20 protein-coding genes and 1 pseudogene are annotated in these 21,385 nt (G+C 72.7%); 14 read left to right on the top strand and 7 right to left on the bottom strand.

From position 1 onward, the window contains the following. Positions 1-15: 15 nt before the first annotated feature. Entirely contained in the window at positions 16-564 is a 549-nt protein-coding gene (locus tag ACGF5U_RS13015; protein ID WP_392710649.1) for a toxin, read from the bottom strand. Positions 565-642: 78 nt separating this feature from the next. Next, complete coding sequence (locus ACGF5U_RS13010) at positions 643-1,089, bottom strand: hypothetical protein (RefSeq protein WP_392710149.1); 447 nt, start codon at positions 1,087-1,089, stop codon at positions 643-645. A gap of 508 nt (positions 1,090-1,597) precedes the next feature. On the opposite strand from ACGF5U_RS13010, the gene htpX reads away from it, so the two are divergent. The 6 genes from htpX (at position 1,598) to ACGF5U_RS12980 (ending at position 7,300) form a co-directional block, all read left to right on the top strand. Beyond that, positions 1,598-2,524 carry a zinc metalloprotease HtpX gene (gene htpX / locus ACGF5U_RS13005; protein WP_392710148.1) on the top strand — a complete coding sequence of 309 codons (927 nt, stop codon included), beginning with the start codon at positions 1,598-1,600 and terminating at the stop codon, positions 2,522-2,524. A gap of 34 nt (positions 2,525-2,558) precedes the next feature. Continuing rightward, a complete protein-coding gene (locus tag ACGF5U_RS13000; protein ID WP_392710146.1) occupies positions 2,559-3,191 on the top strand; it encodes a hypothetical protein in 633 nt (210 codons plus the stop codon). 239 nt (positions 3,192-3,430) lie between these two features. Then, on the top strand, positions 3,431-4,804 hold the full coding sequence (locus tag ACGF5U_RS12995) for a TrkH family potassium uptake protein (RefSeq protein WP_392710145.1): 1,374 nt from the start codon (positions 3,431-3,433) through the stop codon (positions 4,802-4,804). After that, positions 4,797-5,516: a potassium channel family protein gene (locus ACGF5U_RS12990; RefSeq protein ID WP_392710143.1), complete on the top strand. Its 720-nt coding sequence runs from the start codon at positions 4,797-4,799 to the stop codon at positions 5,514-5,516. The genes ACGF5U_RS12995 and ACGF5U_RS12990 overlap by 8 nt, the downstream gene beginning before the upstream one ends. A gap of 133 nt (positions 5,517-5,649) precedes the next feature. Further along, positions 5,650-6,456: a VOC family protein gene (locus tag ACGF5U_RS12985; protein ID WP_392710142.1), complete on the top strand. Its 807-nt coding sequence runs from the start codon at positions 5,650-5,652 to the stop codon at positions 6,454-6,456. A 148-nt stretch (positions 6,457-6,604) separates the two neighbouring features. After that, complete coding sequence (locus ACGF5U_RS12980) at positions 6,605-7,300, top strand: ester cyclase (RefSeq protein ID WP_392710141.1); 696 nt, start codon at positions 6,605-6,607, stop codon at positions 7,298-7,300. Between the two features lie 101 nt (positions 7,301-7,401). Here the strand turns inward: ACGF5U_RS12980 and ACGF5U_RS12975 are convergent, their stop codons facing one another. Then, on the bottom strand, positions 7,402-8,052 hold the full coding sequence (locus ACGF5U_RS12975; RefSeq protein WP_392710139.1) for a peroxiredoxin-like family protein: 651 nt from the start codon (positions 8,050-8,052) through the stop codon (positions 7,402-7,404). 175 nt (positions 8,053-8,227) lie between these two features. Here ACGF5U_RS12975 and ACGF5U_RS12970 point away from each other — a divergent pair, with 175 nt between their 5' ends. The 6 genes and pseudogenes from ACGF5U_RS12970 (at position 8,228) to ACGF5U_RS12945 (ending at position 12,512) form a co-directional block, all read left to right on the top strand. Next, positions 8,228-8,851 carry a TetR/AcrR family transcriptional regulator gene (locus tag ACGF5U_RS12970; protein WP_392710138.1) on the top strand — a complete coding sequence of 208 codons (624 nt, stop codon included), beginning with the start codon at positions 8,228-8,230 and terminating at the stop codon, positions 8,849-8,851. 154 nt (positions 8,852-9,005) lie between these two features. Next, on the top strand, positions 9,006-9,518 hold the full coding sequence (locus tag ACGF5U_RS12965; protein ID WP_392710137.1) for a flavodoxin domain-containing protein: 513 nt from the start codon (positions 9,006-9,008) through the stop codon (positions 9,516-9,518). A gap of 64 nt (positions 9,519-9,582) precedes the next feature. Next, on the top strand, positions 9,583-9,726 hold the full coding sequence (locus ACGF5U_RS12960; protein WP_392710135.1) for a hypothetical protein: 144 nt from the start codon (positions 9,583-9,585) through the stop codon (positions 9,724-9,726). After that, a pseudogene (locus ACGF5U_RS12955) lies at positions 9,723-10,034 on the top strand (divalent metal cation transporter); the annotation flags it as partial. The gene ACGF5U_RS12960 and the pseudogene ACGF5U_RS12955, both read left to right, overlap by 4 nt. A 52-nt stretch (positions 10,035-10,086) precedes the next feature. Continuing rightward, positions 10,087-10,386, top strand: coding sequence for a hypothetical protein (locus ACGF5U_RS12950; protein ID WP_392710684.1), 300 nt, complete (start codon positions 10,087-10,089; stop codon positions 10,384-10,386). A gap of 629 nt (positions 10,387-11,015) precedes the next feature. Then, positions 11,016-12,512, top strand: a complete 1,497-nt coding sequence (locus tag ACGF5U_RS12945) for a vanadium-dependent haloperoxidase (protein WP_392710134.1) — start codon at positions 11,016-11,018, stop codon at positions 12,510-12,512. A 95-nt stretch (positions 12,513-12,607) separates the two neighbouring features. On the opposite strand, the gene ACGF5U_RS12940 is transcribed toward ACGF5U_RS12945, so the two are convergent. From ACGF5U_RS12940 to ACGF5U_RS12930, 3 genes are read right to left on the bottom strand one after another with little or no spacing between them, the layout of a single operon-like run. Then, positions 12,608-13,666, bottom strand: a complete 1,059-nt coding sequence (locus ACGF5U_RS12940; protein WP_392710133.1) for an ABC transporter ATP-binding protein — start codon at positions 13,664-13,666, stop codon at positions 12,608-12,610. After that, positions 13,663-15,294, bottom strand: coding sequence for an ABC transporter permease (locus ACGF5U_RS12935; RefSeq protein WP_392710131.1), 1,632 nt, complete (start codon positions 15,292-15,294; stop codon positions 13,663-13,665). The genes ACGF5U_RS12940 and ACGF5U_RS12935 overlap by 4 nt, the downstream gene beginning before the upstream one ends. Before the next feature lie 35 nt (positions 15,295-15,329). Next, positions 15,330-16,346, bottom strand: coding sequence for an iron ABC transporter substrate-binding protein (locus ACGF5U_RS12930; protein WP_392710129.1), 1,017 nt, complete (start codon positions 16,344-16,346; stop codon positions 15,330-15,332). Positions 16,347-16,586: 240 nt separating this feature from the next. On the opposite strand from ACGF5U_RS12930, the gene ACGF5U_RS12925 reads away from it, so the two are divergent. Both ACGF5U_RS12925 and ACGF5U_RS12920 read left to right on the top strand, forming a co-directional pair. Next, positions 16,587-19,400 carry an AMP-binding protein gene (locus ACGF5U_RS12925; protein ID WP_392710128.1) on the top strand — a complete coding sequence of 938 codons (2,814 nt, stop codon included), beginning with the start codon at positions 16,587-16,589 and terminating at the stop codon, positions 19,398-19,400. Positions 19,401-19,535: 135 nt separating this feature from the next. Then, the gene (locus ACGF5U_RS12920; protein ID WP_392710126.1) at positions 19,536-20,882 is read left to right on the top strand and encodes a UDP-glucose dehydrogenase family protein; all 1,347 of its coding nucleotides are present in this window, start codon (positions 19,536-19,538) and stop codon (positions 20,880-20,882) included. Positions 20,883-20,934: 52 nt separating this feature from the next. On the opposite strand, the gene ACGF5U_RS12915 is transcribed toward ACGF5U_RS12920, so the two are convergent. Further along, on the bottom strand, positions 20,935-21,300 hold the full coding sequence (locus ACGF5U_RS12915; RefSeq protein WP_392710125.1) for a PH domain-containing protein: 366 nt from the start codon (positions 21,298-21,300) through the stop codon (positions 20,935-20,937). Between the last annotated feature and the right edge of the window lie 85 nt (positions 21,301-21,385).

Below are 21,385 nucleotides of genomic sequence, written 5' to 3'. Positions count from 1 at the left end.
CACGGGCTCATGGGCTTACGGCCGGCGGCGGAAGAACGCCCGGCGCCGGTGCGCCACCGGGCGGGAGAGGGAGTTCGCCAGGCGGCCGACCATGTCGTCGCTCGACACCTCGCGGGCCATCCGCGGGATGAGCGAGGCACCGAACTCCGCGACGCGTTCGTCGTGCGTGTCGTACTGGGCGCGGGCCTGGATCGTCGTGCCGGACGCGACGACCCGGTCGATCAGCGAGGTGTCGAAGACGGGCAGCAGCCGGCGCAGTTGCTCGGCGTCCAGCCCGGTGCCGTGGTCGAACCACTCGTGGCACAGCTCGTGCAGGATGACGTGCTGCGTCTGGTAGGTGGTGGGGCGCCGGCGGTAGAGCACGAAACTCGTGTCACCGGATTTCAGCCGGAGCCCGCAGGCGGCGTTGACACGGGCCAGCCGGTCGGGGAGTTCCCGGAGCACGATGGTGCGGCCGCGCGCCGCCTCCATGTTGGCGACGAGTCCCTCGATGCTGAAGGGCGCGGGGATGGGAAGGTCGGCCAGTCCGGCTTCGCACTCTTTCCGCAGCTCGCGCAGGGACATGGAGACCTCATCGATCGTGGTCACGCGTATGTGACGGACGATCGGCGAGTTTAGCCAACGCGTGCGTACGACTGTTCGCTACTCGTCCGCTTCTCCGGTGGCGTCGTTCCTCTTCTCCTTGCTGTCCTCCAGGAGTGACAGCGCGAATTCGAGCAGTTCGGGCGGGAGGCCGTCGTCGTCAAGACCACGACCGGCCAATCCGCTGATTTCACCGGTCCGCCGTTTCGCCAGGAATTGCAGGCCGGCGACGACGTCGTCGACGACCTCCGACTCCTCCTTGAAGAACCGCCAGTCGACTCCGAAGCCCAGGCCGAGCGCCTTGAGGATGTCCTCGGACGGCTGGGTGACCTTCCCCGCGAGGATGTTGGAGAAGTAGCTGTGGGACAGCGAGCCGCCGCGCTCCTTGACGAGGTCGGCGAAGAACCGGCCCGAGACCTTCTGGCCGGGAAAGGTCTTCTCCACCATGTACGCGACCTTCTGCTGCAACGTCTTCAGCTCAGGCGCGTGCTTTCCGCCGTTGTCCATCCCGGTCCCCACATTCGCGTCCGCCGCTCCTGCGCGGTCAACGGGCTCGTACTGTACCGACCCCTCCGGGACGCCCGGGGATCGGAACGGGCTTGCGTAAACACTCTACGTCACTGTTAACTCGAAAAAACACGGGCAGGGGGCCACGAGGGGAGTCCCTTGCCCGTGTGAGAACTCTGCCCGGACGCCCGAGCGCGACGCGTCGGCGATGTGCGGGAGATGTGTGGGCGACGTGCGGGGCGGGCCGCGCGCGATGCGGCCGGATATGGGTGTAGCCCTTCACGACGGGGGATGCGCGAAGGGCTACGCATACAGTATGACACTTTGTCAGGGTGGAATGGCGTAAAGATCTACGAGTTCCCCAGGTTCCACGGGATCCGTCAGATCCACGGGCTTCCCGGGCTCGGTGAGATCCACAGGGTAGGGGCGGCGTACAGGGGGAACCCGGCCGAAACCCGTCGGTACGCAAAAGGGGCACAATCGAGGGAGAACCCCTGGGAGGGCCGCCATGTCCGCATCGCGTTCCGGCTCCGGCTCCCGCTACGTCCCGGACCGGGGACTCACCACCCGCATGGTCACGACCATGTTCCTCATCGGACTGCTCTACGTCGTGTTCGTCGGCGTCCTGATGGCTTTCCTGCGCGGCTCGTGGCCGGTCATCCTGCTGATCGCCGGCGGCCTGTTCATCGCGCAGTTCTGGTTCAGCGACCGTATCGCCGCGTACAGCATGGGCGCCCGCGAGGTGACCCCGGAGCAGGCGCCCGAGCTGCACGGCGCCATCGACCGGATCTGCGCGCTCGCCGACATGCCGAAGCCGCGCGTGGCCATCGCCGAAACCGACGTGCCGAACGCCTTCGCGACCGGCCGCAGCCAGAACACCGCGCTGGTGTGCGCGACGACCGGACTGCTGCGCCGGCTGGAGCCGGAGGAACTGGAGGGCGTCCTCGCGCACGAGATGTCGCACGTGGCCCACCGCGACGTCGTGGTGATGACGATCGCGGCGTTCCTCGGCGTCCTCGCGGGCATGATGGCCCGCGTCGCCCTCTGGGGCGGCTTCGGGCGCTCCGGACACGGCCGTGACGGCGGCGCCGCGATCGCCGTGCTGCTCATCCCGGTGATCAGCGGCGTGGTGTACGTGCTCGGCTATCTGCTGACGCGGCTGCTCTCCCGCTACCGCGAGCTGTCCGCCGACCGGGCCGCCGCCCTGCTGACCGGCCGCCCGTCCGCGCTGGCCTCCGCGCTGACGAAGGTGACCGGCGACATGGCCCGCATCCCCACCCGCGACCTGCGGAAGGCGGAGCCGTACAACGCCTTCTGGTTCGCGCCCGCGTTCTCGTCCAAGGAGAGCCTGGGCCGGCTGTTCTCGTCGCACCCCACCCTCGAACAGCGGCTGAACCAGCTGGCCCGGATCTCGGGCCAGCTCGGCCGCCCGTGACCGTACCTCCCGCACCCGAAAGGCCCGGTGCCGCATGGGACTCCTCGACGCGATCCTCGGCCGCAGCAAGCCCGTACGGCCCGATCTGGACCGGCTCTTCGGGCTGCCGTCCGCCGCGATCAGCCTCCAGGCGGGCACCGGGTACGCGCCGACCGGGGCGGGCTCCGTGTGCTTCGCCGGGGTCGAGGGCGGGGCGTTCGGCCGCCTCCAGGACGAGGTGCGCGACCTGCTGGACGCCGACACGGGCCGGGGCGGCACGCCCGTCGAGTTCAGCCGGGACGGGTACGGCTACACCTGGGTGCTGGCCCGCCACCCGGCGGACGACATCGCCGCGCTGGTCAACGACCTGCACGCGGTGAACACGCTGCTCCAGGACGCCGGGTTCGGGCCGCAGCTCCTCTGCTCCCTGATCGGCTTCCGGGACCCCGGGACAGGGCGGGCCCTGGCGCTCGTCTACCTCTACAAGCGGGGCTCCTTCTACCCGTTCGCCCCGGTGCCGGGCGTGGCCGAGAAGCGCGACAACGCCCTGGAGCTCCAGGTGCGGGCGCTCCTCGCGGACGAGCTGCGGATGGAGGACGATCTGGGCCGCTGGTTCCCGGTGTGGGGCGCGCCCGGCCTGGAGGGCCCGCTCGGCCTGGAGGGCCCGGAGACGGAGACGGGCGTCTGACACGGCCGCGCGGCGCCCCACCGCCCCGCGCCCCGCCGTACGGGGACCCACCGCCCCGCGCCCCGCCGTACGGGGACCCACCGCCCGGCGATATCCGGCCGCTCCGGGTAGGGTGACCTGCCGCCGGGCATTGACGCGCCCCGAAACGCCGATGCCGACGACCGGTCCGGCATGAGCGGGCCGCGCGGAGTGGGACCACCGGAGGGAACGACGTACGTACGGGGAAGGGCCGGGGCACAGTGGCAGGACGCGCGACCAGGGTGTGGCAGTCGCTGTTCACCACCCATCCGGCCCGTACCGTCGTCATGGCCTTCGCGGCCGTCATCCTGACCGGCGCCGCCCTGCTGACGCTGCCCGTCGCCTCCGAGCACGGTGGGGCGACCGGCTTCGTCACCGCCCTGTTCACCGCCACGTCGGCGGTGTGCGTCACGGGCCTGGTGGTCGTGGACACCGGAACGTACTGGAGCGGCTTCGGCGAGGGCGTCATCCTCGCGCTGATCCAGGTCGGCGGCTTCGGCATCATGACCATGGCCTCCCTCCTCGCGCTGCTCGTCTCCGGCAAACTGCGGCTGCGCATGCAGATCACCGCGCAGGCGGAGACCAAGAGCCTGGGCATCGGCGAGGTGCGCCGGGTGCTGATCGGCGTCGCCGGCACCACGCTCGCCGTGGAGCTGGCGGTCGGGGCGTGGCTCGCGCTGCGGTTCCGGTTCGGCTACGGCATGTCCATCCCCGACGCCGCGAACTTCGGGCTGTTCCACGCCGTGTCCGCGTTCAACAACGCGGGCTTCGGCCTGCACGCCGACAGCCTCACCCCGTACGCCACCGACCCCTGGGTGACCCTGCCGGTGGCCGTCGCCGTGATCCTCGGCGGCATCGGCTTCCCCGTGCTGCTCGAACTGCTCCGCCACCGCGCCCGGCGGCGCAGGACCGGGCGGCGCGGCTGGTCCCTGCACACCAAGCTCACTCTGGTCACCACGGGCGCCCTGCTGCTCAGCGGCGCCGTGCTGACGTGTCTGCTGGAGTGGGGCAACCCGGGCACGCTCGGCCCGCTCCACTGGGGCGAGAAGCTCCTCAACGGCTTCTTCCACTCCGCGATGAGCCGCACCGCCGGATTCAACGCCATCGACATCGGCGCCCTGGAGGCGTCCACGCTGCTGATGACGTGCACGCTAATGTTCATCGGCGGCGGCAGCGCGGGCACGGCCGGCGGTATCAAGGTCACCACCTTCGCGGTGCTGGCCGCCGCCATCGTCGCCGAGGTGCGCGGTGAACCCAACACCACGATCATGCGGCGCCGGCTCGCCCCGCACGCGCTGCGCCAGGCGCTCACCGTCGCCCTGCTCGGCGTGGGCCTGGTGATAGTGGCCACGCTCGCCCTGCTGTCCCTGGTGAAGGCGCCGTTCGAGGCGGTGCTCTTCGAAGTGGTGTCCGCCTTCGGCACGGTCGGCCTGTCCACCGGGATCACCGGTGACCTGCCGGCGTCCGGTGAATTGATCCTCATCCTGCTCATGTTCGTCGGCCGGCTCGGACCGGTCACCCTGGTATCGGCGCTCGCCCTGCGCGAGCGCACCCGCCGCTACCAGCTACCCGAGGAGCGACCTGTCATTGGGTAACTACCTGCACTCCCTGCGCCGCCGACGCCGTCGGCGGCTGGCCGCCCAGTACCCGGAGCTCAGCGACCAGCGGGTCGCCGTGATCGGTCTCGGCCGCTTCGGCAGCTCGCTCGCCCACGAGCTCACCCGGCGCGGCTGGGACGTGCTCGGCATCGACACCGACCCGGCGCTCGTCCAGCGGCACAGCGACGCGCTCACCCACACAGCGGTCGCCGACTGCACCGACCCCGAGGTGCTCCAGCAACTCGGCGTGCACGAGTTCACCAGCGCCGTCGTCGGTATCGGCAGCGACATCGAGGCCAGCATCCTGATCGCGTCCAACCTGCTGGAGGAGGGTGTGCCCAACATCTGGGCGAAGGCCATCAGCCGCCAGCACGGGCAGATCCTGGAGCGGCTCGGGGTCCATCACGTGGTGCTGCCCGAGCACGAGATGGGCGAGCGCGTCGCCCATCTGGTGACCGGCCGGATGCTGGACTTCATCGAGTTCGACGACGACTACGCGCTGGTCAAGACGGTCGCCCCGGATGTCGCCACGGGGGTCCCGCTGGGCCAGAGCTCGGTGCGCAGCAGGTACGGCGTGACGGTCGTCGGCATCAAACGTTCGGGCCAGGACTTCACGTACGCGACGGCCGAGACCGTGATCGAGAAGGGCGACGTCATCATCGTCACCGGCAAGACCCGGGCGGTGGAGAGCTTCGCCGAGCTCAGCTGAGCCCGCTTGAAGCCCACCGCGCCGGCCTCCGAGGCGCCCGCGTCGCCGGCCGCCCGCTCGGCGCGCGGTCCGGCGTATCGCTCGTTAGCGTGGCATACCGGACAGACTGTCGAGCGGGAGAGAAGGCGGGGTCATGCCGGTACGACCCGAGGGCACACCGTGCTGGGCGGACGCGATGTTCACCGACCTGGAGGGTGCCAGGGATTTCTACGGTTCCGTGCTGGGCTGGACGTTCGGTGAGGCGTCGACGCAGTTCGGCGGCTACACCCAGGCGTACGCCGACGGGAAGGCGGTCGCGGCGATCGTGCCGCCGATGCCGGGCCAGGAGCAGCCGTCCGCGTGGTGCCTCTATCTGGCGTCGGACGACGTCGAGGAGACGGCGCGCAGGGTCCGCGAGCACGGCGGGCAGCTGCTGCTTGAGCCGATGCGGGTAGGCGACTTCGGGGCGATGGCGCTGGTCCGCGAGCCCAGCGGCACCGTGTTCGGCCTCTGGCAGTCGGGGACCCACGAGGGCTTCGACGTGATGGGCGTGCCCGGCGCGTACGCGTGGGCTGAGGTCTACACCCGGGAGCCGGAGAAGGCGGACACCTTCTTCCAGTCCGTGTTCTCCTATCGCGGCAAGGAGCTGGTGGGCGGGGAACAGCCCCCGGACATGGACTTCCGGCTGTACGACCTCGGCGAGGAGACCGTGCTGGGGCGGATGCGGATGGGGGCCGACTTCCCGCCCGAGGTGCCGGCGTACATCAACGTGTACTTCATGGTCGACGACTGCGACGCGGCGGTGGCGCGGGCCACCGAGCGCGGCGGGGTGCTGCGCTTCGGGCCGGTGGACACGCCGTACGGCCGGCTGGCGGCGCTGAGCGATCCGCAGGGCGCGTCGTTCTCGGTGGTTGACGGCAACACGACGGGCGAGGAGCCGGGGACGGCCGACGTGGCGTGACCCGGTCCACCCGGTCCACCCGATCCGCCGGTACCGGAGCGCGCGGGCGAGCGCGCGACCTGGGGTCCGGCCGTCCGAAAGGACAGCGCGAACGGCCGGGCTTAGGCTGAAATCGCCCCCCTAAACCCGAGCGCAGGAGGCGGGCGCCATGACGTTCGTCCAGGTCATCGACTGTCGCACCAGGCAGGTCGACGCAGTGAACAAGCTGATGGACAACTGGGTCGAAGCGACCCGGGGCAAGCGGACGGCCACGCACTCGATCGTCGGCCAGGACCGCTCCGACTCCGCCCATGTGGTGGAGATCGTGGAGTTTCCCTCGTACGAGGAGGCGATGAAGAACTCCCATCTGCCGGAGACCGACCGGATCTACCGTGAGCTGGTGTCGCTCTGCGAGGGCGAGCCGTCCTTCACGGACCTCGACGTCGTCCGGGACGAGCACCTCAACAAGACCGCGGTCCGCGCGTTCTTCGATGAGGTCGTCAACAAGAACAACCCGGACGCGGCGGACGCCCTGTGCACCGCCGACTACCGTGAGCACGACCCGTCCCTCTCCTCCGGAGACCTGTCGCTGGCCGAGGCGAAGGTGGAGAACAAGGAGATCACGGACGCGTTCCAGCCGCAGATCACCATCGAGAGCCTCGTGGCCGAGGGTGACATCGTGTGCGCGCGGATGTCCTTCAAGGGCCGCCACGTGGCCTCCTACCAGGGCATCGAGGCCACCGGCCGCGATGTCGTGGGCACCGGCCACGCCACGTTCCGCTGCGAGGGCGGCAAGCTGGCCGAGGGCTGGTGGAACTGGGACGACATGGGCGTGATGCAGCAGATCGGCGCGCTGGAGGGCTGACCGCCGCCCGCGCCGCCCCCTCGCGGCCCTCTCGCGTCCCCTCTCCCGCCGCCGGCCGGTCCGGCGGCGGGTTCGCGTCCGGCGGCGGGTCCGGCGCGGGCCTACCGGCGCAGGGCGTCGAGCGCGGCGAGGATGTCGGCCGGTTCGGCGCGGGTGGTGTAGTCGGTGTCCACGAACGCCCAGCGGACGCGGCCGTCGGTGTCGACGACGTACGTGGCGGGCAGCGGCAGCGTCCTCGGGTGCCCGCCGTTGGCCCGCTGGAGCTCGATGCCGAACGACGCGTAGACCTCGGCGAGTTCGTCGGAGAGGTCGAAGGCGAGCCCGTACTGCTTGGCGGTGTCGGAGCCGATGTCGCTGAGCACGTCGAAGGTCAGCTCGTGCTTCTGCGCGAGGGTCAGCGACTCGTCGGGGATCTGCGGCGACACGGCGACCAGCCGGGCCCCGCGCGCGGTGATGCCGGCGTGGTGCTCCTGGAGCGAGCGCAGCGCGATGTTGCAGTACGGGCACCAGGACCCGCGGTAGAAGGTGAGGACGACCGGGCCGTCGGCGAGCAGGGTGTCCAGCGCCACGGTGGCGCCGGTCGCGGAAGGCAGGGTGAAGCGGGGCGCGGAGGCGCCGACGGCGAGGGCGCGGTCGGCCTGGCCCGACTCGGCGAGGTGCCGGCCGGAGCGCTCCATGACCTCCCTGGCGGCGGCCGGGATCTGCGGGTACCGGGTCTCGAAGAAGGCGCGCAGTTCGGCGTTGAGGCTCATCTTTGCTGTCACTCCCGGGAGTTGGGTGGTGCTCGGACTCGTACGGCGAACAACTTGGAACGGCCGTTTCAAGATAGCGGCGGCCACGCTGGAGCGCCAGGACATCCGGCGCTATCTTGAAACAGTCGTTTCACGATGAAGCGTCGTCCCGAGCCCGCGAGGCGGAGCCGCACCCATGCCCGACATCAAGCACTTCGACCCGGACACGGCCCTGGAGGCCGCCATGCGGCTCTTCTGGCGCCAGGGCATGGCATCGACCGGCATCCAGGACGTCGTGGACGTCACCGGCCTCAACCGCTCCAGCCTGTACGCCACCTTCGGCGGCAAACGCGAGCTGTACCTCGCCGCGCTGCGCCGCTACGCCGACGAGCGGGCGGGCGCCGCGTTCCAGGTCATGGCCGAGGACGGGCGGGGCCTGCCCGCCGTCGCCGACTTCTTCGCCGGGCTCGTCGCGGTGCGCTGCGAGGGCGAGTACGCCCGCTGGGGCTGCATGGTCGCCAACGCCCACACGGGCGCGGAGAGCGGCGACCCGGACGTCCGGGCGCTGGTCGACCGGCAGTTCGGTGCCCTCCGGGAGGCCCTGCGCGCCGCGCTCGGCACGGCGGCCGCGCTGGGCCAGCTGGCCCCCGGCACGGACCCGGGCGCCACCGCCGAGGTCCTCGCCCTGCTCGCGTTCGGCGTGAACCTGCGCTCCCGCGCCGGTGCCGACGCGGCCGAACTACACCGGGCCGTCGCCACCGCGCTCGCCGCCTTCGCCACGCCCGCCGCGCCCGCCGGTGGGGCCGCGCCACCCCGCTGAACCGTCACCCGCCCCGCACGGAAGCCGGGCCGGCCGGCGCCCGCCCCCGGGCCCAACGGTCCTGGCAGCCCGGCCGGGCGGCCGGGTTCGCTGGAAGGTGTGCGGGTGCTGGAACCCGTACGGGATCAAGACATCCGAGGATGGAGGTGCGGCCATGACGACCGTGCTCGTGGGGTACGCGACCGCCCACGGCTCCACGCGCAGCATCGCGCGTCGCGTCGCGGTGGACCTGGAGGAACGCGGCGTGACGGCCGACGTCCAGGCGCTGGACGCGGTGAAGAGCACGGACGGCTACGACGCGTTCGTGATCGGCAGCGCCGTCCATGACATGGCCTGGCTCCCGGAGGCCCTGGACTTCACCCGGGGGCACCGCGACGAGCTGACCGGCCGCCCGCTGTGGATCTTCAGCGTCGGGATGGTGGCCGCGCTGCGCGGCCCGATGAAGTCGATCGGCCCGAAGGAGGAGCAGAAGGTCGCCGGTGAACTGCTGGAGCAGCTCCGGCCGCGCGGCCACCGGCTGTTCTCCGGGGTCATCGAGCCCCAGCACCTGTCCCGCCCGGGGCGGATGAAGATGAAGGCCATGGGCCTGCGCTACGGCGACTACCGCGAGTGGCCCGTCGTCGACGCCTGGGCTGAGGAGATCGCCGGGGAGCTCGTCCCCTCCTGACCCGGGTCCGGACCCGGGCGCGCCTCGGCGCGTTGCGCGGGCGCCCGGACCGGCGTGCGGCAAGGTGTGCTCAAAGTGCCGCACCGTCCTCGCCGACCTGCGCATCGCCGCCCGCAGAGGGGCGACGACCGCGCTGCGCGAGATCGCCCGGCCGCTGCCCGCACTGGCGGCACGGCTGCGCGGGATCGAGGGACGCACTCCGACGTGAGGAAGGTACTCACCCTCGCGCTGGGCGTGTTCACCGCGATCGGCGGGTTCATCGGCATCGGCGACCTCGTCACGGACGCGCTGATCGGCGCGCGCTTCGGGCTGGCCCTGGTGTGGGTGACCGTGGTCGCCGTGATCGGGGTCGCCCTGTACTCGGAGATGGCAGGCCGGGTGGCCGTGGTGACGGGCCGTACGGTCTTCGACCTGATCCGGGAGCGGATGGGCGCCCGGCTCGGGCTGCTCACCGTCCTGGTCTCGTACCTGGTCAACGCCATCGCCCTGATCGCCGAACTGTGCGGTGTCGCCCTCGCGATCGAGCTGCTGACGGACGTCCACCACCTGCTGTGGGTGCCTGCGGTCGGTGCGGTTCGACGTCCCCGACGACGGCGGGCCGCCCCGTCTCGCGGCCCTGCTCATCGGGCCGCAGGCGTTCGGCCGGCGTCTCGGCGGCCGCGTCGGCCGCTGGTGGGCGGAGGCGGCGGTACGCCTCACCGGCCACCGCGAGGGCCTGGCGGTGCCGGTGGAGCGGATCGGCGAGCTCGGCACGTCCGTCGTGCTCACTCTCCGTGCCGAGGAGCTCCCCCGGTCCGGGCTCCTGGAGCGGCGGCTGCGCCGCACCGTGATCGGCCGGCTGCCGGGAGCGGGCCATGAGAGCGGCTGACCTGCTCGCCGCCGAGGCCGTGGACACCCGGGGACGGCACCTGGGCAAGGTCCACGACATCCGCCTGGTCCGGGACACCGGCGAAGGCCAGGACGGCGGCGGCTCCGGGGACGAGGGCGGTCGCTCCAGGGGACGAGGGCGGCGGCTCCGGGGCGGCGGTCGGCTGGCGGATCGACGCCCTGGTCCTCGGCCCCTCCGCGCTCGCGTACCGGCTCGGCTACGCCGACAAGGAGGTCGTCGGGCCGTCCCCGCTGGCGCTGCTGGCCCGGCTGCTGACCCGGCGCAGCCGACGCGTCGACGGGTCGGACGTCGTGTCCTTCGCCGACGGCCGCGTCACCGTCCGGGCCGCGGCGGATCCGCACGCGCGGCCGGGGGAGCGCCGATGACCGAGGGGCTCGCCGTCCTGTTCGCGTGGCTGGAGTACCTGGCGCTCCTCGGGGTCCTCGCGTGGCTCCTGCTGCGCCGAAAAGGCCGGTGACCACGAGTAGTTGATACGGAGTCACGCCCCGCACATGTGGAGATACCGGTGATTGCCGGCTCGGCGGAACGACGCGCGCGGGGCTGGTGTCTTACTTGATGAGTGGCGTGAGGGAGCGCCACTCGTTCATGGGGGAATACGGGGGATACGTATGAGTGATCGTCGTTTTGCCGCGCGTGACGCCCGCGTCCGGGCGGCCGAGGCCGAGTTCCAGCGGCACGTCCCGGTCCACAGCGCCAACGGGGAGGAGACGGACCACCCGTTCGTCGCCTCCTACTCCAAGGGGCTGCCGCACGACAAGTTCGGCGAGGTCGACCCGGCCGCGTACCACCTGCTGCGCCGGGCGCTGGCGACCGGGAGCTTCGAGGACTTCGAGCGGATCCCGCTCGGCGACACCCGCAAGCTGGTCAACCCGCAGGCCGGTCTCGCGTTCGACCCGCAGGGCCCCGACGCGCAGGCCCTGTCGATCCCGCCCGCGCCGCGCGTCGACAGTCCGGAGAACTCCGCCGAGGCCGTCGAGCTGTACTGGATGGCGCTCTGCCGTGACGTGCTGTTCACCCGGTTCGGGGAGAGCGAGCTCGTCTCCGAGGCGGCGGCCGAACTCAGCGGCATGGACGCCTTCCGGGCGCCCCGGCAGGGCGGCCTGGTCACCCCGCAGACGCTGTTCCGCGGGGACACCCGGGGCGACATGGCGGGCCCGTACCTGTCGCAGTTCCTGCTGAAGGACATCCCGTACGGCACGCTGCTCATCCCGCAGCTGCAGGACACGCTGGTCCGCCCGGTCGACCACCTGACGACGTGGGGCGACTGGCTGGAGGTCCAGAACGGCTCCGAGCCCGAGGCCGACGAGCGGGACCTCACGACCCGCCGGTACATCCAGACCCCGCGCGACCTGGCGCACTACGTCCACTTCGACGCGCTGTACGAGGCGTACCTCAACGCCGCGCTGATCCTGCTCGGCATGGAAGCGCCGGTGGATCCGGGCAACCCGTACAACTTCTCCCGCAACCAGATCGGCTTCGGGACGTACGGCGGCCCGCACATCCTGTCGCTGGTCACCGAGGTCGCCACCCGGGCCCTGAAGGCCGTGTGGTTCCAGAAGTGGTACGTGCACCGCAGGCTGCGCCCGGAGGAGTTCGGCGGCCGGGTCCACCAGCAGCTCCGCGGCCAGCGCGACTACCCGATCGACGCCGGGATCCTGGACTCCGCCGCCGTCAAGCGGGTCTTCGAGAAGCACGGCAGCTACCTGCTGCCGCAGGCGTTCCCCGAGGGCAGCCCGACGCATCCGTCGTACGGCTCGGGACACGCCACCGTCGCGGGTGCCTGCGTGACCATCCTCAAGGCGTGGTTCGACGAGTCGCACGTCCTGCCGGACCCGGTCGTCCCGACGACGGACGGCACCGCCCTGGAGCCGTACGCCGGCGCGGACGCCGACCGGCTGACGGTCGGCGGCGAGCTGAACAAGGTCGCCGCCAACATCTCCGCCGGCCGGAACATGGCCGGTGTGCACTGGCGGTCCGACTACAGCGCGTCCGTCCGGCTGGGTGAGGAGATCGCCATCGGCCTGCTGCGGGAGGCGAAGGAGTCCACCCTGGAGGAGGCGCAGTTCACCATCAACCGGTTCGACGGCACGACCATCGCCGTCTGATCGGGCGGCCGGCGGGCGGTGCTGCCGCCGGCCTGCCGCCGTGTCTGTGGACCCCGGTCGCCCGCGGCCGGGGTCCCGCGCGTACCGGCGGTGCCCTACGCGTGCAGGGTGGCCTCGCCGGTCACCCGCACGCCGACCGGGTCGCCCGGCCGGACGGTGACCGGGCCCGCCGTGCGGATGTCGACCGGGGCGTCGAGGCCGTCGACCTCGACCGTCACCATGGCGTCGTGGCCGTAGAAGCGGACGTCGACGACCCTGCCAGCCGCCGGGTCCCCGGCGGCGTCGGCCAGCCGCAGCTGTTCCGGGCGCAGGAGCACCGTGCCGTGCCGTGCCCCGCCCGGCGCGGTCAGCCGGACCCGGCCGAGTGCCGTGGTGGCGGTGGAGTCCTCGACCGTGCCCGGCAGGAGGACCGCGTCGCCGACGAACGAGGCCACCCACGGGTCGGCCGGCCGGCGGTAGACCTCCTGCGGCGTGTCGCACTGGGCGGTGCGGCCGTTCCGTACGACGGCGACGAGGTCCGCCGTGGACAGCGCCTCCTGCTGGTCGTGGGTGACGAGCACGGCCGTCGCGCCCGTGGCGCGCAGCGCGGCGCGGACATCGGCGCGCACCCCCGTACGCAGGGCGCTGTCCAGTGCGTTGAACGGCTCGTCCAGCAGGACGAGCGCGGGTTCGGGCGCCAGCGCGCGGGCCAGGGCGACGCGCTGCTGCTGGCCGCCGGACAGTTCGTGCGGCATCCGGTCGCCGTACCCGGCGAGCCCGACCAGCTCCAGCATCTCGTCCACCCGCCGCCCCCGCGCGGCCCGGTCACGGCCCGTCAGCCCGAACGCGATGTTCCGGGCGACGCTGAGGTGCGGGAACAGCGCGCCCTCCTGCGGGACGATGCCGACCCTGCGCCGCTCCGGCGGCAGATGCGTGCCGGGCCCGCTCAGCACCCGGCCGCCGACGGTGACCGTGCCGGCGTCGGCGCGCAGGAAACCGGCGACGATCCGCAGCAGGGTCGTCTTGCCGCAGCCCGAGGGGCCGAGCACGGCCGCCAGGGCGCCGGCGGGCACGGTCAGGTCGAGCCCGTCGAGGACCGGGCTGCCGTCCCGGCCGTACGTCTTGACGAGCCCCTCGATCCGCAGGTCGTTGGGGGCGTCGGTGCGCCGGGTCATGAGCGGTGCCTCCCGAGGAGGTAGGAGGGGACGGCCGCGAGGAGGATCAGCGCGGCGGCGTAGGGAGCGGCGGCGGCGTACGACCCGGCGCCCGTCTCGGTCCACAGCCGGGTGGCCAGGGTGTCCATGCCGGTCGGGCGGAGCAGCAGCGTCGCGGGCAGCTCCTTCATGCAGACCACGAACGTGAGGGCGGCGCCCGCGGCGACCCCCGGCGCGGCGAGCGGCACGGTCACCTCGCGCAGCGCCCGCAGGGGCGAACGGCCCAGCGACCGGGCGACGTCCTCCAGGACGGGCGGCGCCTGGAGGACGGCCGCCCGGGTGGCGGCGACCGCGACCGGCAGGAACAGCACGGCGTACGCGCAGACCAGCAACGGCACCTCCTGGTAGAGGGGGTGGGCGTAGCGGACAGCGAAGAAGACGAGCGCGAGCGCGACGGTGATGCCGGGCAGCGCGTGTCCCGCGTACGCCGCCTGCTCCAGCAGATGGGCGGCGCGGCCCCGGTACCGGGCGGCGATCACCCCGACGGGCAGCGCGAGCAGGGTGGTGAGCGCGGCACCGGCGGCGGCGACCCCGAGGGTGGTGAGCGCGGTGTCGGTGAGCGTGGCCGGGTCCCAGGTCGCCGAGCTGCCCACGGCCAGCCAGTAGCCGAGGGTGCCGAGCGGGAAGAGGACGGCGGCCGCGGTGACGGCCGCGCACCAGCCGAGCGCCGGGACGCGCAGCCGCCCGAGCGGTGCGGGGGCGGCGGGGCGCGCGGTGCCCCGGCCGGTCCTGGCGTGGCCGGCGCGGCCCCGGGTGCGGGCCTCGGCGGCGACCAGGGCGATGGTCATGAGGACGAGTACGGCGCTGAGCGCGGCGGCCGGGGTGCGGTCGAAACTGGCCCGGTAGGAGGTGTAGATGCCGCGGGTGAACGTGTCGTACCGCATCAGCGACACGGCGCCGAAGTCGGACAGGACGTACAGCGCGACGAGGAGTCCGCCTCCGGCGGCGGCGGGGCGCAGCTGGGGGAGGGTGACCCGCAGGAAGGTGCGCAGCGGGCCGTGCCCGAGCGAGCGGGACACCTCCTCCTGTGCCGGGTCGATGCCGCGCAGCGCGGCGGCGACCGGCAGGTACACGTACGGGAAGCTGACCAGGGTGAGGGCGAGCGCCGAGCCGGTGAACCCGGCGAGCCGGGGCGCGGCCGACAGCCAGGCGAACGCGGCGACGTAGCTGGGCACGGCCAGCGGCAGCGTCACGAGCACGGACCAGGCGCGGGCGGCGGGCAGCGCCGTCCGCGTGGTCAGCCAGGCCAGCGAGACGCCGAGCACCAGGCACGCGGCGACGACGGCGGCGGCCAGGCCGAGGCTGCGGCCGAGCAGGACGGCGGTGCGTTCGTCGGCGACGATGTCCCAGGCGTGGCCGGGTCCGCGCTCCAGGGCCCGAACGGCCAGGTAGCCGAGGGGGAGCAGGGCGAGCGCGGCCGCCAGGCAGGCGGTGGCGAGCAGGACGGCGGGCGGCCGCCCCCCGTCGCGCCGCCCCCGCCGCGCGGCACCCCGGCCGCCGCTGCCCTGACCGCCGGTGTCGCGGCCGCCGGTGTCGCGGCCGGTGGGCCCGTCGGGTGCGGCATCCGCCACGGCGCCCTGCGTGGTCACCCTGTCACCTCGTCGTCCGTCGTCGGTACGGGTCCTCAGACGAGGCCGACGTCCTGGAGCATGGCCAGCGTCTCCTTCAGCGAGTCCAGCTTGCCGAGGTCGATCTCGGGCGCCTGGAGCGAGGCCAGCGGCGGCAGCCCGTCGGCGGCCTTGACGCCCGCGGCCAGCGGGTACTCCTTGGTCTCATCGGCGAAGTACGTCTGCGCCTCGGCGGAGAGCAGGAAGTCGACGGCCTTCTGCGCGTACGCGCTCTGCTGGGCGTCCGCACCCTTGATCACTCCGGCGCCCGCCACGTTGACGAGGCCGCCCGGGTCGCCGTTCGGCAGGAAGTGGACCTTCGCGGTGACCTTGTCCGCGCCCTCCTCGGCGACCTTCTCGTACCAGTAGTAGTGGTTGAGCAGGCCGAGCGAGACCTCGCCGGAGTCGACGGCGTTCAGCACGTCGGTGTTCTTGTCGTACGCCTTGGCGTCGTTGGCCTTCAGGCCCTTGAGCCAGGTACGGGTGGCGTCGTCGCCCTCCAGGACGCGCATGCCGGTGACGAACGCCTGGAAGGAGGCGTTGGCCGGGGCGTAGCCGATCTTGCCCTTCCACTCGGGCTTCACCAGGTCGTGGACGCTGTCGGGCGGCGTCGCCACCTTGTCCGGGTGGTACGCGAGGACGCGGACGCGGCCGCTGACGCCGGCCCAGTCACCGGCCGCTCCCCGGTGGGCGGCGGAGACCTTGTCCAGCGTGGCCTTGGGCAGCGCGGCCAGGCGGCCCTCGTTGGACAGCGCGCCGAGCGCGCCGGCGTCCTGCGAGAGGAACAGCCCGGCCTCGGTCTTGTCGCCCTCCTCCAGGATCTGCGCGGAGAGCTCGGCGCTGTCGCCGTAGCGGACCTCGACGGTCGTGCCGAGGGACTTCTCCAGCTTCTCGATCAGCGGCTTGACGAGGTTCTCGTTGCGGCCGGAGTAGATCACGAGGCCGGCCGGTTCGCCGGAGCACGCCCCGAGCAGGGGCAGGAGCAGACCTGCCGCGGTGACGGCGGCGAGACGGCGGGCCGAGAAGCGGCGCATGAGGGGCCTTCCTGACAGGGCGCGACGCGAGGGAGCGACGGGTGGGAGCGACGCGTGACCGGACGAAAAGATCAAGCCAGTACGAAGTTTGTGAACGATCTATGAATAAGGTAAACCTAACCTCACCGTCAACAACGGTGGGATAACGGATCAGCGCAGATTTCCCTCCGCTGCGCCCTACGCGGTTCCGTGACCCTTCCGTGCCTTTTCAGCCAAGTAAGGCTTTCCTAAGATTCGCCCGTGCTCCTCCCCGACCTGCTCCCGGACGTCCGAGCCGGGGTGCCCTTCGCCCGCCGCCTCGCGGCGTTCGGCGAGCGCACCGCCCTGCTCACCCACGACGGCGAGCTGACCTACCGCGAACTCGCCGAACGGGTGACGCGCGCCGCCGAGCTGCTCGGTCCCGTCCGGCGCCTGGTGCTGCTCACCGGCGACCGGACGCCCGACGCCCTCGCCGGCTACCTGGCCGCGCTCGCCGCCGGCCACCCCGTGCTGCTCGTCCCCGGCGACAACCCCGAGGCGGTGCGCGCCCTCACCGACGCGTACGACCCGGACGTCGTCGCCCGGCCCGACGCCGACGGCCGCTGGACCGTCGAGGAGCGGAGGCCCGGCACCACGCACACCCTCCACCCCGATCTGGCGCTGCTGCTGAGCACGTCCGGCTCGACCGGCTCACCGAAACTGGTCCGGCTCTCCCGCGAGAACCTCCAGTCCAACGCCGAGTCCATCGCCGCGTACCTGGACATCCGCCCCGACGACCGCGCGGCCACCACCCTGCCCACGCACTACTGCTACGGGCTCTCCGTCGTCAACAGCCACCTCCTCAGGGGTGCGGGGCTCATCCTCACCGACCTGTCCGTGTCGGACTCCTGCTTCTGGGACCGGTTCCGCGCGGGCCGGGGCACGACGTTCGCGGGCGTCCCGTACACGTTCGACCTGCTCGACCGGATCGGTTTCGCCGCCATGGACCTCCCGCACCTGCGGTACGTCACCCAGGCCGGCGGCCGACTGGAGCCCGACCGGGTCGCCCGCTACGCCGCGCTCGGCGAGAGCCGGGGCTGGCGGCTGTTCGTCATGTACGGCCAGACCGAGGCGACCGCCCGGATGGCGTACCTGCCGCCCGAGGCGGCGGCGCGGCGGCCGGAAGCCATCGGCGTCCCGGTCCCCGGCGGCTCCTTCCGGCTCCTGCCGCACCCCGAGTGGGCGGAGCCCGACACCGGCGAACTCGTCTACTCGGGCCCCAACGTGATGCTCGGCTACGCCGAGACCCCCGCCGACCTGGCGCTCGGCCGCACCGTCGACGAGCTGCGCACCGGCGACATCGGCCGCCGCGTCCACGACGACGCGCACGGCGAGCTGTACGAAGTGGTGGGCCGCGTCAGCAGGTTCGCGAAGATCCTGGGGCTGCGGATCGACCCGGAGCGCATCGAGGCGAGGCTCGCGGACGAGGGCCTCACGGCGTGCGTCACCGGCGCAGACGACGGCCTGGTCGTCGCGGTCGCCGCGGTCGCCGCCCCGGAGGGCCCGGAGGCCCCGGCCACCGTGAGCTCCGTGGGCTGCGTGAGCTCCGTGGACTCCGTGGACTCCGTGGACTCCGTGGACGAGGCCGGTGTGCGGCGCCTCGTGACCGCGATGTGCGGGCTGCCGCCGAGCGCGGTCCATGTCCGTACGGTCGCCGAACTCCCCCGGCTGGCCAGCGGGAAGCCCGACTACCGGGCCGTCCGCGCCCTGGCGGCCTCGCGCGCCGACGACCCGCCCGGCGATGACCCGGCGGGTGGCGGGGCTGCGGGTGACGGGGTGTCCGGCGACGCGCGCGAGACCGCGACCGGGGTGGCGGAGCTGTGCCGGCTGTACGCGACCGTCCTGGACCGGCCGGACGTCACCGAGGACAGCAGCTTCACCGGCCTGGGCGGTGACTCCCTGTCGTACGTGGAGATGTCGCTCAACCTGGAGGAGGCGCTCGGCCGGCTCCCCGCCGACTGGCACACGCTGCCGATCCGCGCTCTGCACGAGGCGGCCACCCGGCCCCGTGCGGGCAGCACCGGACCCGCCGGTCCCCGGGCGGCGTCCGGGCCAGGCCGCCTCGCCGGTCTCGCCCGTCGCCTGCGGATACCCTCCGGCGGGCGCCGGCTGGAGACCGGTATCGCGCTGCGCGCCCTGGCGATCGTCTTCATCGTCGGCTCGCACATACCCGTCTTCCACATCAAGGGCGGCGCCCATCTGCTGCTCGCGGTCGCCGGGTTCAACCTCGCCCGGTTCCACCTCACGTCCGCCGGGCGCACCGCCCGCGTCCGGCACATGCTGACCAGCGTCCGGCGGATCGTCGTCCCCAGCGTCGTCTGGATCACCCTCGCGTACCTCGCCACCGAGGACTACCGCCTGGCCACGGTCTTCCTGTTCGAGTCCTTCCTGCCGCCGCGCCCCGACCACGTACCGGCGTTCTGGTTCATCGAGACCCTGGTGTTCCTGCTGCTCGCCGCGGTCGCGCTGCTGAGCGTGCCCGCCGTCGACCGGCTGGAGCGCCGCTTCCCGTTCGGCCTGCCCATGGCCCTGGCGGCGGCCGGGCTGCTCACCCGCTACGACCTCCTGGGCCTGCGGGAGCACACCCATCTGCCGGCGGCGGTCGTGGTGCCGTGGCTGTTCGCCCTGGGCTGGGCCGCGGCGAAGGCGGCCACGGCGGGACAGCGGTGGCTGGTCACCGCCGCCGCGCTGCTCACCGTCCCCGGGCTGTTCCCCGGCGAGCCGGCCCGCGACGCCCTGATCGTGGCGGGCTTCGCGCTGCTGGTGTGGGTGCCGACCGTGCCGAGCCTCGGCCCGGTCAACCGGCTGGCGGGCGTCCTCGCGGGCAGCTCGCTGTACATCTATCTGACGCACTGGCAGATCTACCCGCGCATCGACCACATATCGGGGTGGCTGGCCTTCGCCGCCGCCCTCACCGTCGGCGTGGGCTACGCCGCACTGGCCGGCCGCGTCGGCGCCGGCTGCGCCGCACTGGCCGGCCGCGTCGCTCGCGTACTCCCCGCACTGCCGGCCCGCCCGCGCCTCGGCCGGCCCTGACCAGCGCTGTTCCCGGGCCCGTCGCCCGTTTGCGCGGGCTCGGTGGCCGGTCCCGAGCCGCGCGGGCAGGCTGACGACAGCGCGAAAGAAGCGGCGCCGGAGCGTGCTGCCGCCATCGAACGACGGGAGTGGCGCATGCGTGTCGCCGTGGTCGGCCAGGGGTACGTCGGTGTGACCGGTGCGGTCGCCCTGGCCCGGCAGGGGCACCGGGTGACCGGTGTCGAGAAGGACGTCGCACGCCTGGACGCGCTGGTCGCGGGCCGCGCCCCGGTCTCCGAGCCGGGGCTGCAGGAGGAGCTGTCGCTGGCGCTGGGCACCGGACGGCTCCAGTTCGCGCCCGACCTGGCACCCGCGCACATGAACGAGCCCTTCGACGTCGTGCTGATCACGGTCGGTTCACCGCCCGCCGACGACGGCACCGCCGACCTGACGCAGGTGACGGCCGCGTTCGCGGAGGCGGCCGCGCTGGTCCCCGTGCCGCACGTGGTGCTCAAGTCCACCGTGCCGCCCGGCACGAGCGACCGGCTCGTGGAGGCGTATCCGGGACTGCGGGAACGGTTCGCCTACAACCCCGAGTTCCTCAACCAGGGCAGCGCGCTGGACGACTGGACGACGCCGTCCCGCGTGGTCGCCGGGCTGTGGGCGCAGCCGGTCGCGCTGGTGCTGCGCGAGCTGTACGGGGCGCTCGCCTGCCCCTGGGTCGTGACGACCCCGGCGACCGCCGAGATGACCAAGTACGCCAGCAACGCCTTCCTCGCCATGAAGATCAGCTTCGCCAACGAGTTCGCCCGGCTCTGCTCGGCGCCCGACCTGAACACCGACCAGGTGATGCAGGCCGTGGGCCACGACCCGCGGATCGGGCACGCGTTCCTCCAGCCGGGGCTGGGCTTCGGCGACTCGTGCCTGCCGAAGGACACCGCCGCCCTCGCGCGGTGGTCGCGCACCCGGGGCATCCCGACCCCGCTGCTGGACGCGGCCATCGACACCAACCGCGCACAGCCGGGCCTGGTCCGGGACGTCCTGCGCCAGGAGATCGGCGATGACCTCGCCCGCAGCGAGGTCGCCGTCCTGGGCGCCCGCTACGAACCGTGGAGCGACGACATGCGCGCCGCGCCGAGCCGGGCGGTGGTGCCGCAGCTGCTGGCCGAGTCGGCGGGCGTCCGCGTGTGGGACCCGTCCATGGACGCCGGGCAGCTCGCCACGCTGTTCCCCGGCGCCACCCCGTGCACGGACCTGGCCACCGCCGTGCGGGGCGCGCGGGCCGCCGTCGTCATCACGGAATGGCCGGAGATCATCGAGGCCGACTGGGTGTGGCTGGCCGGTGAGCTCGTCCCCCCGGCCGTCGTGGTCGACGGCAAGAACTGCCTGCTGCCGCAGCGGCTCGCGGGCCTCCCGCTCACCTACCGCAGCGTCGGCAACCGGGTGACCCACCCGACCGGTGTCGCCCCCGGCGAAGCCCCGCACACCCTGCCGAGCGCCTAGGAGCGCCCAGTAGCGCCTTGCCAGGTCGTGTCCGTCGTGCGAGTCGTCCTCGTCAGCGGGCCACGAACTGCGTCAGGATCGCCTGCACCTCGTAGATGTCGACGCCCTTGGTGAACGTCTTCTGGATCGGGGCCGGGTTGCCCGAGATCCAGATCTTGAGCTCGGCGTCGAGGTCGAAGGTGCCCGCGGTCTCCACCGCGAAGTGGGTGATGCTCCGGTACGGAACCGAGTGGTACTCCACCTTCTTGCCGGTGATCCCCTGCTTGTCCACCAGGATCAGCCGGCGGTCGGTGAAGAGGATGGTGTCGCGGATCAGCAGGAACGCGGCGTGCACCCGCTCGTCCTGCCCCAGCAGCCTGGCGTAGTCCTGCTGTGCCGTCGCCGGGTCGACGGTGTGCGCGTTCCCGAACAGTGCCATGACAGCCCCCACCCACTCGAATTCATGCGATTGATGCGATCTTCGCACTGTATACGGCGGGTGTGTCGGCGATAGGGCCTCCCGG

Origin of the sequence: Streptomyces sp. NPDC047886 (assembly GCF_043204435.1) — a bacterium.
Taxonomy (GTDB): domain Bacteria; phylum Actinomycetota; class Actinomycetes; order Streptomycetales; family Streptomycetaceae; genus Streptomyces.
Note: the sequence above shows the minus strand (reverse complement) of the source record. Positions and strands in the feature narration are given on the sequence as shown.

Bases quoted from the DNA above. Each gene is read 5' to 3' on its own strand.
- htpX (WP_392710148.1), top strand. From the start codon at position 1,598: ATGTCCGCATCGCGTTCCGGCTCCGGCTCCCGCTACGTCCCGGACCGG.
- ACGF5U_RS12970 (WP_392710138.1), top strand. From the start codon at position 8,228: ATGCCCGACATCAAGCACTTCGACCCGGACACGGCCCTGGAGGCCGCC.
- ACGF5U_RS13010 (WP_392710149.1), bottom strand. From the start codon at position 1,089: ATGGACAACGGCGGAAAGCACGCGCCTGAGCTGAAGACGTTGCAGCAG.
- ACGF5U_RS12920 (WP_392710126.1), top strand. From the start codon at position 19,536: ATGCGTGTCGCCGTGGTCGGCCAGGGGTACGTCGGTGTGACCGGTGCG.
- ACGF5U_RS12930 (WP_392710129.1), bottom strand. From the start codon at position 16,346: ATGCGCCGCTTCTCGGCCCGCCGTCTCGCCGCCGTCACCGCGGCAGGT.
- ACGF5U_RS13015 (WP_392710649.1), bottom strand. From the start codon at position 564: ATGTCCCTGCGCGAGCTGCGGAAAGAGTGCGAAGCCGGACTGGCCGAC.
- ACGF5U_RS12985 (WP_392710142.1), top strand. From the start codon at position 5,650: ATGCCGGTACGACCCGAGGGCACACCGTGCTGGGCGGACGCGATGTTC.
- ACGF5U_RS12915 (WP_392710125.1), bottom strand. From the start codon at position 21,300: ATGGCACTGTTCGGGAACGCGCACACCGTCGACCCGGCGACGGCACAG.
- ACGF5U_RS12965 (WP_392710137.1), top strand. From the start codon at position 9,006: ATGACGACCGTGCTCGTGGGGTACGCGACCGCCCACGGCTCCACGCGC.
- ACGF5U_RS12980 (WP_392710141.1), top strand. From the start codon at position 6,605: ATGACGTTCGTCCAGGTCATCGACTGTCGCACCAGGCAGGTCGACGCA.
- ACGF5U_RS12975 (WP_392710139.1), bottom strand. From the start codon at position 8,052: ATGAGCCTCAACGCCGAACTGCGCGCCTTCTTCGAGACCCGGTACCCG.
- ACGF5U_RS12940 (WP_392710133.1), bottom strand. From the start codon at position 13,666: ATGACCCGGCGCACCGACGCCCCCAACGACCTGCGGATCGAGGGGCTC.
- ACGF5U_RS13000 (WP_392710146.1), top strand. From the start codon at position 2,559: ATGGGACTCCTCGACGCGATCCTCGGCCGCAGCAAGCCCGTACGGCCC.
- ACGF5U_RS12945 (WP_392710134.1), top strand. From the start codon at position 11,016: ATGAGTGATCGTCGTTTTGCCGCGCGTGACGCCCGCGTCCGGGCGGCC.